The 10,214-nt window shown below is 56.1% G+C and carries 7 protein-coding genes; 2 read left to right on the top strand and 5 right to left on the bottom strand.

All coding sequences use genetic code 11. The features are described 5' to 3' along the window. Positions 1-5 precede the first annotated feature (5 nt). The 4 genes from KR51_RS07000 to KR51_RS06990 form a co-directional block, all read right to left on the bottom strand. The gene (locus KR51_RS07000; protein ID WP_071783234.1) at positions 6-878 is read right to left on the bottom strand and encodes a trypsin-like peptidase domain-containing protein; all 873 of its coding nucleotides are present in this window, start codon (positions 876-878) and stop codon (positions 6-8) included. A 1-nt stretch (position 879) separates the two neighbouring features. Next, positions 880-1,224: a CU044_2847 family protein gene (locus tag KR51_RS06995; RefSeq protein WP_022606272.1), complete on the bottom strand. Its 345-nt coding sequence runs from the start codon at positions 1,222-1,224 to the stop codon at positions 880-882. Between the two features lie 423 nt (positions 1,225-1,647). After that, positions 1,648-1,794 (bottom strand): hypothetical protein, encoded by a 147-nt coding sequence (locus KR51_RS19375; protein ID WP_156915007.1) that lies wholly within the window; start codon positions 1,792-1,794, stop codon positions 1,648-1,650. Positions 1,795-1,959: 165 nt separating this feature from the next. Beyond that, positions 1,960-2,616: a DUF4079 domain-containing protein gene (locus KR51_RS06990; protein ID WP_022606270.1), complete on the bottom strand. Its 657-nt coding sequence runs from the start codon at positions 2,614-2,616 to the stop codon at positions 1,960-1,962. A 235-nt stretch (positions 2,617-2,851) separates the two neighbouring features. Here KR51_RS06990 and KR51_RS06985 point away from each other — a divergent pair, with 235 nt between their 5' ends. Then, on the top strand, positions 2,852-3,031 hold the full coding sequence (locus tag KR51_RS06985) for a hypothetical protein (RefSeq protein WP_022606268.1): 180 nt from the start codon (positions 2,852-2,854) through the stop codon (positions 3,029-3,031). 223 nt (positions 3,032-3,254) lie between these two features. Beyond that, positions 3,255-5,495, top strand: coding sequence for a glycosyltransferase family 2 protein (locus KR51_RS06980; protein WP_022606266.1), 2,241 nt, complete (start codon positions 3,255-3,257; stop codon positions 5,493-5,495). A 599-nt stretch (positions 5,496-6,094) separates the two neighbouring features. Here the strand turns inward: KR51_RS06980 and KR51_RS06975 are convergent. Further along, complete coding sequence (locus KR51_RS06975; protein WP_022606262.1) at positions 6,095-9,943, bottom strand: CHAT domain-containing protein; 3,849 nt, start codon at positions 9,941-9,943, stop codon at positions 6,095-6,097. Positions 9,944-10,214: the final 271 nt, after the last annotated feature.

The following is a 10,214-nucleotide window of genomic DNA, read 5'->3' as shown; positions in this document are numbered from 1 at the left end:
AAATATCAACTTAAACTATCTTCAATATCTCTTATCTCTTGAAGAATTTGGCTTGCCTGATACTCTAGTCGCATTTTCTCTACGTCATTGAAACATCTTCCAATTTGCTGGTTGCAAGCCGTATATTCCTTCTCTAGCCGAACCAGACGCTCTTGCATTGCACGCCTTTTGACTCTACTAGTCAAGCTTTCTTTCTCTGCAGATGCTTTTGTCTCGTTATTTCTTGACATCGGATTCATGGCAGAGTGCCATTTCTTATCCTGGGCGTGGAATACATCATTGTCTTCTCGTACACGCGGAAATTGATAGAGAATTCTGTGAATGGGAATTGCATATCCTCCAAATCCTCTGAAGATATTATTCACAACCTGAATGGAGCGATTGCTCTTGATGGCACCACAAACCTTCAATGTTCTCTCGTTGAGTAAGGGAGCCCCACTAAACCCAGGACGTATATTCTCATCTTTAAGAACTAGAAACTTCTCTTCTTCGGTTAGACCTACACATTCCGGTCCTAGTGGTTGACCCCCATGCTTGTTTTCGGGGTAGCCAAAACTGTGTAGGCGATCGCGTGGAAGTACATCAACATCCAACTCAACACAGGGATGCTCGGTAATCGCAACATGCAAAACTGCGATATCGAGATTGCCTTCGTTACCGGACTCCTGCCATTGAGAGTCAACTCTCGTAGGAATCAATTCCTTTTGACGCCAATATGTTTGAACTTGGTCGGGATTTGCACAGCCAATGACATGAGCGCAAGTCATTATCCGACCTGGGGAAACGAAGAAGCCCGTTCCCTGTCCACTGCCTGATCTAACACGAACCACACAGTCATAAAATAAAGTATATATTTCCTTGCCTAGAGTCGCAGCCAACTTACTTCTTCCCCTTCTCCCACTCCAATGCAATCTTCAGGTTCGCCTTCTGGCTTCCCTGCACGATTAGGGCAGTTAATTGCCCGGACTCAAAGCCAAATTCCAAACTGAATTCTACTCTTGCTTTCGTAGGACTGACTTTATCCAAACCCACTTTAACCGTTTGAGCAACTCCCTCAATTGCCTCGGCAATGCCCTCGACCGTGGGAAATTTGAGAGCTACATCACTCTCGACTTCATCGCCAACTTGCATACTCTCTTCGTCTGCATCATCCGCAGTCGCCTGGATGTATACCTTTATACCGTTGGTGAGTTGAACGGGGATTGACTTCGTTGAGGATTTCACAATGTTTAGCAAAACTAAAAGATTCTATTCTTACAGGAATTATGAGCTGGCTTGCAACCCAAGTCGTATGACACTCGATATTATGCGCCCTACCAGACGGAGCTGTAAATGATCCGCTCGCCCCCTAGCTTAAGTCGAATTTCTGCAAAAAGGGATGGGTTACCTGTTGCCTTCTAGGCTCCTTCAGCCTAGCCCTGTCCTCGGTCGATTCGTACTCTCCAAGTTCGGTCGCGCCATCGCGGTGACAAAACACCGAGACACTTGTGCACTGTCCCGTAATCTGCCGGATATTAGCATTTACCTGACAAGTCCACCGAGTCGAACGATAGCGATCTTGCTGTCTCGTTGCCGACCAGTTAAAGAAGTTCGACGACTTCCTGCCGTTGCTGCCCTTATAGTTCGGCGATCGCCGCCTCCAACTCCTCAGCCAGCTGCCAGCAAACAGTTTCTGCATCGAGCTGCCGTCGCCGTGCGGCAGTCCAACTCGACCAGACGCGTTTCCCGTTGATGAGTCCCCACGCGATCGCACACCAACTCCGATCGCCACACCGCCAGTTCGTAGCTCAGCACCAGCGCGTTAACCTTTTACGGCAGGCGATCGCGCACCGCTTCCTCGTGCCTGGCTAAATTTGCACTATTTAGTTCCAGCTCCCCAATCTGCAGGCGCAACGCTCACAACATCCGGTCACGAGCTGAAATCAAGGGATAGCTGGGACATTAGTCGATTTTGCGGAATTAAGGGGTCTTGTAGAGTGCAATCTCGAACAGATCGCGGGCTCCAGTCATTCCCTGAGCCAGGAACAGCAGAAATGCCACCGAGTTCAAAAAGGCGTGAGCGCGCCGCCAGGCTAGCGAGCGATCGCGATAAATATCTTCCACCGTCGCTAGCGACAGCACCATTAGCAGCGCAACGACGATCCCGAAATAGTAGTGGGAGACGTACCACTCATAAGTGCGCCGGAAGATTGCCTCATTGCAGCCCAACACGACCAATCCCATGCCCGTCAGCGTCGCGAACACGCCGCGCCACAGCGGCTGCCGCGCGAGATAGAGCAATGCCAGCGACGCGGCCGTTGCCGGAAACATTAGCAACAGAAACGTTGCTTCAAAAGGCGCTTCGGCAAACAGATTGCCCTCGATGATGCCCTTGAGCAGGATCGGCTGCAGCAGACCTAGTAAAGACACGCTTACGACTGCTGCCGCCAGCCACTTACCCAAACGCAAGTGTTCGCGTCCGACTGTAGCCGGCACCTTACTCTTCTCACCGGCCGCAGCCTCTAAGCGACGCTGACGCGTCTGCAGGGCAAAGTGTGTCACGGCACCGATCAGCGGAAACACGAATATGACCGCGATCGCGGGGTGGATGATGTAGGAAAAGTCTTCGGGAGTCATGATTCAACGGGGAACAACCCTGGGATGTTAGGTCGGTCGTCGGGCAAGCAACTCGGTCCGGATTGAGGCACCCGACTTACCCCCATATCCTGAAGCGAACGTTATGCGTGTTGCAAGGTCAAAATACTTAGTGCGTCGTCACGCTTAAATCGTCTGATCCCGACCGCCGCAGAATCCTTGAAGGGTTTCGGCCTGAAAGTTACTACCCGCAAGCGTTTGGCATACCAGAGCACTCATGCTTTGTGCCCGCTTCGGTGCGAAGGGCAGCAGCTTGCCGCTTTCGGCAATCGACCCTGCGGGTTCGATCGCTGTGCAAGGCGGCGCGATCGCCGACCATAGCAGCGGGCATACCGTCCAACCCCGCCGGTCTCGCGCGCCCGGGCGGGTGCATGCAGCTACAATCCTGACAACCTAATCTCGAGGAAGCATGAGGACATGCCGATCGGTGCAACAGCGAATTCTCAGGGCGATCTCAGAATGTCATGGTGGGCTAAAGACTGCTAGCTCAAGATGGACAATAGGTCCAGAGATTTTAAGGTAAATTCAAAACTTTAGTTTCCGCTTGGAAGGCGTCGAGTGACGGATCGTCGAGTTGTTAGCTGAACCCCAGCAGTTGGACAAAGGGAGTCGCGTCGGTCATGACAGTTTCCGAATTCTTTAGCCAGCGCATGCGCCATCGCCTGCAGTCCCGCGTTCTGCGACTGCGTAGCGCGACCTTCATCGCGATCGCGATCGTGGTTTTGGGAGCCGGCGTTGCGATCGCCTGGTTTGCCGGAGAAGGCATTGTCAGCGAACTCTTCGCCCACCTAGCAGAGTTTCAAGCGAATCCCCCGCAGTGGTTGCAACCGCCGATGTCGTTACGGGAACGGCATTTCCTGCTGCTGGCATTGATGCTCTGGGGCGTTGTTATCTCGGTCACCAAGATCTCGCCGCAACCCAAGGGCTGGGCACGTTACGTCGTCGTCGGCGTGTTGATGGTGCTGACAATGCGCTACATCATGTGGCGGGCCCTATCGACACTCAACCTCCGCGACCCGCTCAACGGCACGTTTAGTTTGCTGCTGTTTTTCCTGGAGATGTTGATGCTCTCCAGCGGCACGATCCAGCTTTTCTTGATGCTGAACGTTCGCGATCGCTCCCCCCAGGCCAACCGCCTGCAACCGGCCGTGATCGCCGGGAGCTATCGACCGTCGGTAGATATCTTAGTCCCGTCCTATAACGAGCCGGAATTTATCTTGCGGCGCACGCTGATCGGCTGTCAGGCGATCGCCTACGAGCCAAAAACCATTTATTTGCTGGACGACACGCGGCGACAGCACATTCGCAAACTAGCCGAAGAACTGGGTTGCCAGTACATTACGCGTTCGGACAACGAGCACGCGAAGGCTGGCAACCTCAACCACGCGCTCCCTCTCACCCACGGCGAACTCATCGCCGTATTCGACGCCGACTTCATTCCGACGCGCAACTTCCTGCAACGCACGGTCGGCTTCTTTCAACGCGACAGCGTCGCCCTCGTGCAGACACCCCAGAGCTTTTACAATCCCGACCCAATTGCTCACAACCTCGGTCTCGAAGACGTTCTGACGCCAGAAGAGGAAGTATTTTACCGACAAATTCAGCCGATCAAAGACGGTGCAGGGAGTGTCGTCTGCTCCGGAACGGCATTTGTAGTGCGGCGAGCAGCATTGGAAGCCGCTGGCGGCTTCGTCACCGATTCGCTGAGCGAAGATTACTTCACCGGAATTCGCCTATCAGCACGAGGCTATCACTTGGTGTATCTCGATGAGAAACTCAGTGCCGGTTTGGCTGCCGAGAACATTGCTACCCATATCACACAGCGCATTCGGTGGGCACGCGGGACGCTGCAGGCGTTTTTCATTACCTCGAACCCCTTGACGATTCCGGGATTGAATCCGATCCAACGCCTAGCCCATTTTGAAGGATTGCTGCACTGGTTTACGAGCTTCACGCGCATTTACTTCTTGCTCATGCCCCTAGCCTATTCGTTCTTAGGAGTCATACCGCTCGAGACAACAATACCCGAGTTTTTATACTTCTTCGTACCGTACTACCTCGTTCAGCTGGCAGTATTTTCCTGGTTGAATTGCCAAAGCCGCTCCGCATTGCTCTCGGACATTTACGCGATCGTGTCGGCATTCCCACTGGCACTAACCGTGATCGAGGTGATGTTGCGGCCGTTTTCAAAAGGGTTCAAGGTGACGCCAAAAGGAACCTCAAGCAAGCGCGTTCGCTTCAATTGGGTGTTGGGTGCGCCGCTACTCGTGCTGTTCGCCGCCACGGCAGTGAGCTTGTGGCGCAATCTGGGCGTATCGATGATGTATGAAGTCGAGGGCTTGAGTATCGGCTGGGTGTGGAGTGCTTACAACTTGATGATGCTCTGGGTATCGCTGCTGGTGTTGCTGGACTTCCCGCAGCCGGATTCGTATCAGTGGTATCGACTGCGACGAGTCGTGCGCCTGGATATCGAAGGGATCGAAGGTTGGGGCTATACGACACGCATTTCCGAACTGGGCATCGAGATCGCGCTGACCCAGTCCCATCCGGTGTTGGACCGGCCGCACGGGCAATCGGTTGCTCTAGAACTTGCCGAAGAAAAGCTGGAGCTGCAAGGTCGGTTCGTTCGCAGCGATCTGACCCAAGAACTGCCGCGCGTGCAAATTGAGTTCGAGGGACTAACTCTCGACCAACAGCGCCGCGCGATCGCGCTGATTTACTGCCGTCCCGGGCAGTGGCTCAGCCGCAAGTCACCAGGCGAGCTGCAGTCATTGCTATTGCTATTTCGCATTCTGGTCAGGCCGCGCGTGTTGGTCGACCGCAAGCGCGAGCCGCGGGCGATCGCCGTCGGGCAGCTTTGAGGCTCGATGCCTCTTCAGTTTCTTTTAGGGGAGCATAAGATGTGTTCCTAAAGAGATCCGAGCCGACTCGAACCTAGATCTCTTGTTTCGGCTATTTGTTGCTTAAGGAATTCAAGAGCGATGAAATTGCCCGAACCCCGAGCATTGATTAGATTAACCGCAGCCACTTGCAGGAAGCTGTGACGATGCGGCGGGAGACACAAACCGCGAGCAAGACTATCGTGCGCTCATCAACTGGCGCGATCGCTGAAGCCGCTTGGTAAGGTCAAGACTGCGATTCAGCACTCCTAAAAAAAGCTTGCGACACGATTTTGACAGAGGAAGATATGGAGCCAGCCGAGATCGACCACAACCTGGCGGGCAACGCGCAGTAAGTGCCAGTGGAGCAAGCCCTCAACCTCTATCACCACTCCCTCGACCATAAAGAACACATCGGGGACGTCCGAGGCTGGGTTGCGACCGCGACGTATTAGGCAGACCGAGCTTCCCCATCAGTTAAGGAGCAGACCGAGGCTGCCAGCGTTACTCATAACCATAGCAAGTCCAACCCCAAACAGAAATGGGGTGTCGTCATCGCCCCCCGCTAAATTGATGAATCCCTACCAGGGACTGCCGATCGCCGTGAAGCTCGCCCAATAGAACGGGTGCGACAAATCTTCTTCGATAGCCGCCGCGGCTTCGGGGAGTGCATAGGTGCCGGAGGGTCCGACGACATCCCCATCGACTTTGCTGACACCCCCTTCAATGAGGGCAACTTGAGCCAGCTGCAGGGCTTCTGCTTTTATCGGTGCCGTGTTGAGCTGGTTGTAAAACTCCGTCATCAAGCCGAGCGTCCCCGTGTCGCCCACGTACCAAAGACTTGCGACTACCGTCTTGACCCCCGCTTGCACCGCTAGCCCTGCGAAGCCCAACTCGTAGCTCTCGTTGCCGACTGCGGTCCGGCAAGCACTCAGTACCATCAGTTCCACGGGTGGATCGTTGAGATTGAGTTCGCGAATTCGATCCAGACGCAGGCGGTCGTCGTAGAACTGGATATAAATATCGTTAGGACTGTCGAAACGGAAGTCGGCATGGGTTGCGAGGTGGATGATACCGGTGGGGTTGCTGCGCCGTTCGGCTTGGAAGTTTTCAATCGTGAAGTCTTCGTTCAAGACCGAGTCGCCGCGCCAGAGACGAGAGGCGATCGCGGGGACTTCGACGCTAACGGCGGGCAATGGCACCTGCTCTTGTTCGCCGGGAAACTCGGAGGCTCCTACTGCATAGACGCGCAAGTCTTTGACATCGCGGTAGAGGTTGTCGTTGAGGCTCAAGCTCGGCGCGAGACCGGCACTATAACGCTGGGCGACGAACTGCTCGCCGTCGTGGAGGGCGGCAACGGGGAGCAGGCGCAAACCTCTGGGCATCACGAAGACGAGGTTGTCGATCTCGTTGGCAACGAGGTCGGATACAAGCGGTGCCAACAACCAGTTATAAAGCTGCTGTGAGGGTTCGAGGTAATCGTCCGTACCGATAAAGCGCGGATCGGAGACGAATCCGTACATAGTCTGAGCGAGCTCGAGCACCTCTGCACGGGTAGCCTCGGGAACGACGAGACGCTTGGGCGGGCTATCCGCCGTGACCAACAGGATTTCTAGGCGATCGCCGTCGCGGTAGGGGGTGGTGAGGGTCGGGCTGGCTTTCTCTTCGGGCAGCGACAGAAAGTCCTCGAACTCGTTGGTAAACTGTGCTTCGATGCGCTGGAAGTCGCCGGCAAGCGCGCTTGCAGCACCATCGGCGGCTTGGACGCTTAGCTCGGGTGAGGTAGTGAGATCGTCAGGGGGAGCACCAATGCTTCCGTAAGCTTTATCGGTTGGAAGTGCGGGCGCAGCCGCGACGGATCCGTTCGTTGGGATTGCAGGCGCGCGCGACGCCGTCTCGCCCGCGATCGCGGCAGGGGCGAAGTTGACGTAGAGCAGTGCGGACTTGATGCCGGTAGCCCGCTCAATTTCCTGCAAGATCTCGCGCGCGTTCTGGATAGTCAGGATGTCGTCGTCGAGGTCCGGACGGAAGGCAAGATTTTGTGTAACGGGTCGTTGTTCTTGCCTTACGGGGTTGGCTTCAGTGTTCGCCGGTAACAGTGGAGTTTCAGGATCCTCGATATCAGGATCCTCGATATCAGGATCCTCGGGTTCGGGGATATCGGGTTCGGGGATATCCGGATCAGGGATATCCGGGTCGGGGATATCGGGGGCAGGGCTGATTGCAACTGCGCCCGGTCCTTCTTGGTTGCCTTGGACCTCCGTGAATAGGTAGGAGCCGGGCGCGATCGTGAAGTCACCGCTGGTGGGGACGCCCTCAGAGCCGTTGAGCTCGGAGTCACCCACGATGAAAGGAATCTCGCCGTTGCCGCCGTGAAAGATAGTAATCGCGCCGCTGTTGCCATTACTAGAGCTAGTGGAAATGCTGACGGGATCGCCATTCGGATCGGAGTTGGGCAGCGTGTCGGTGACGCGCACGAATCCGCCAAGGGTATAGATAACGACCGTGCCGCCGCCACTGCCCCCGCTAGCGTCAATGGAGCCAGTGAGAATGTTGCCACCGCCGCCGAGCGAAAGCAGAAATACGTTCCCGCCGCTACCTTCTCCCCCACTCGCATTGAGACTCAGGGTGTCAATGTTACCGGTGCCGCTCCCGACTGTGATAGCTCCACCAGTGCCGCCAGAGCTGCTCGTCGCGATTGAGCCTGTTGCGATCGCTCCGCCAGCCAGCAGGTCAACTGCCCCGCTATCTCCCGGCAATAACGACGTCGTTTCGATATTCTGCGTCGTGATATTACTAGAAGCTGCGACAATTTGGACATCTCCTCCCCCTGTAGAGATATTCTGCGTCGTGATATTGTTCGTTGCCGTCAGCACCACATCTCCACCCTGTGTAGAGATATCGGTGTTAAGGATGATGTCGTTCCCCGCACTAAAGCTAATGCTTTCCCCGGTGATCTGACCTAGATCCAGGACGGCTGCTGCCTCAGCCGAGATGTTGTTCTGTGCTTCGAGCACGACATTGCCCATTAGCGAGGTGAGGGCAACGTCAGAGATCGTGAAATCGGTGGTCGGACCGCCATCTGCAAAGAGAATTTGATTGTCCGACAGTTCGCCGTTATCGGGTGCGTCCGCTTCCGCAACGATGAAGATGTTGCGCGGGTCGAGCAAGATCGTCCCGTCACTGCCCGCTGGCGCACTGGCATCGATGCGACCATCTACGAACAGTGCCTCGCGACCGGATACCTCTACAAATCCTCCTGCGTTGCCGGCCCCGGCACCGCGAGCGCTAATCTCGCCGGAGAAGCCCGCGACTCCATCCGCCCAGATGACGACCTTGCCCCCTTCCCCATTGACCAGGGCATCGGCTGCGATCGTACTCCCGGCGTCTACAAATACCCGCTCGGCAGTGGGCAGGGGACCGACCCCGCGCGTGTCGCCGCCAATGAGGACTACCCCGCCACCCCAGTTGCCCGACGCGTCAATGTCTGCCCCGACGACGGCAACGGTATCGCCGAATACCTGCACCTCTGCCGCCTCAATCGTGCCCGAGGCGATCGCGCTGCCCGGTCCCCCCGGCACCAGCTGCCCGGTAGCATCCACTGCTACGGTCTGCCCAACTGCGCTCAAGCCGGTGGCAACGTCACTTCCGCTCCCGGTCAACAGCTCGGGCAAATGGTTGGCGGTGACTATCTGGTCCGGCTGGACCTCGATTTCTAAGCTCAGCAGGTGCCCCGGCAAGGAAACTCGCACGCGATTGGTTCCCTCCACCGCCGCGAGCGTGACGCGTCCGTCGTCCGCACTCAAGGTGCCCGTGTTTGCCACCGAACTGCCTAGCAGTAACAGCCCGTGTCCGTCTGCAACGCTCAACTCGCCGGCATTAACAATCGCTCCGGACTCCGCATCGAAGGCAAACACGTTCGGGTCGCCAACTAAGTTGGTGTAATCGTTTGCACCGCTCGCGGTAAACCACCCCCCGTCCTCAAAGCCGATACCAGTGGCAGTTGCGGCCGTGAAGTCGCCCGGGACGTTGAGCCGTGCTTCGGGACCGAAAATGATGCCCGCCGGGTTGATCAAGAACAGATTCGAGGTGCCGCCACTGACTTCGATCAGTCCGCGAATCACCGAAGCGTTCCCGCCCGTGACCCGCGACAAAATATTGCGAATGTTGGGATTGGATAGGAAGGTAGCAATTTCGTGAGGTTTGAGCCCGAACTCGCGAAAGCTGTGGAAGAGGTTGGAGCCGTCCCCAGAGAGCGTACCGCCCGAAATCGTGTAGCGATTGCCATCGGGCATCACCACCGTCGCCGTGCCATCAGCTGCCTCGACGATGCTAGGCGTGCCATTCTGTGCGCCGGCCGGGGCGGCGATCGCCAACGCGGGGACGAGCGCAAGCAGCCAAGCGAGGGATTTCTTCGCGATCGAGTTCACGCCACCTCCTGACGAACAGCCGCTTCAATGCCCGGGCTGTTCGGCTTACGAGGATTACATTAACATCAACATCTAACATCAACATCTCTTTTTCAGTCCCGACCCTATCGCGGACTGCCAATTTGCTGTTTGACTACTTGCCCAACCAATCGGGATGGTGCGCGGCTCCATCGAGATTCTGGCTGCGCGCGTTCGGTTGACGGAGCTTTAATATTAAGCTTTGTTGCCCCGTTACCAATCAAGTTTGTTGTCTGAAGCACACCGTTAAGTT

Source organism: Rubidibacter lacunae KORDI 51-2, assembly GCF_000473895.1.
GTDB classification, from domain to species: Bacteria; Cyanobacteriota; Cyanobacteriia; order Cyanobacteriales; family Rubidibacteraceae; genus Rubidibacter; species Rubidibacter lacunae.
This window is presented reverse-complemented; position numbering and strand designations above follow the sequence as displayed.

Coding starts and splice junctions, on each gene's coding strand:
- KR51_RS06985 (WP_022606268.1), top strand. CDS start 2,852: ATGCTTTGTGCCCGCTTCGGTGCGAAGGGCAGCAGCTTGCCGCTTTCG.
- KR51_RS06990 (WP_022606270.1), bottom strand. CDS start 2,616: ATGACTCCCGAAGACTTTTCCTACATCATCCACCCCGCGATCGCGGTC.
- KR51_RS06980 (WP_022606266.1), top strand. CDS start 3,255: ATGACAGTTTCCGAATTCTTTAGCCAGCGCATGCGCCATCGCCTGCAG.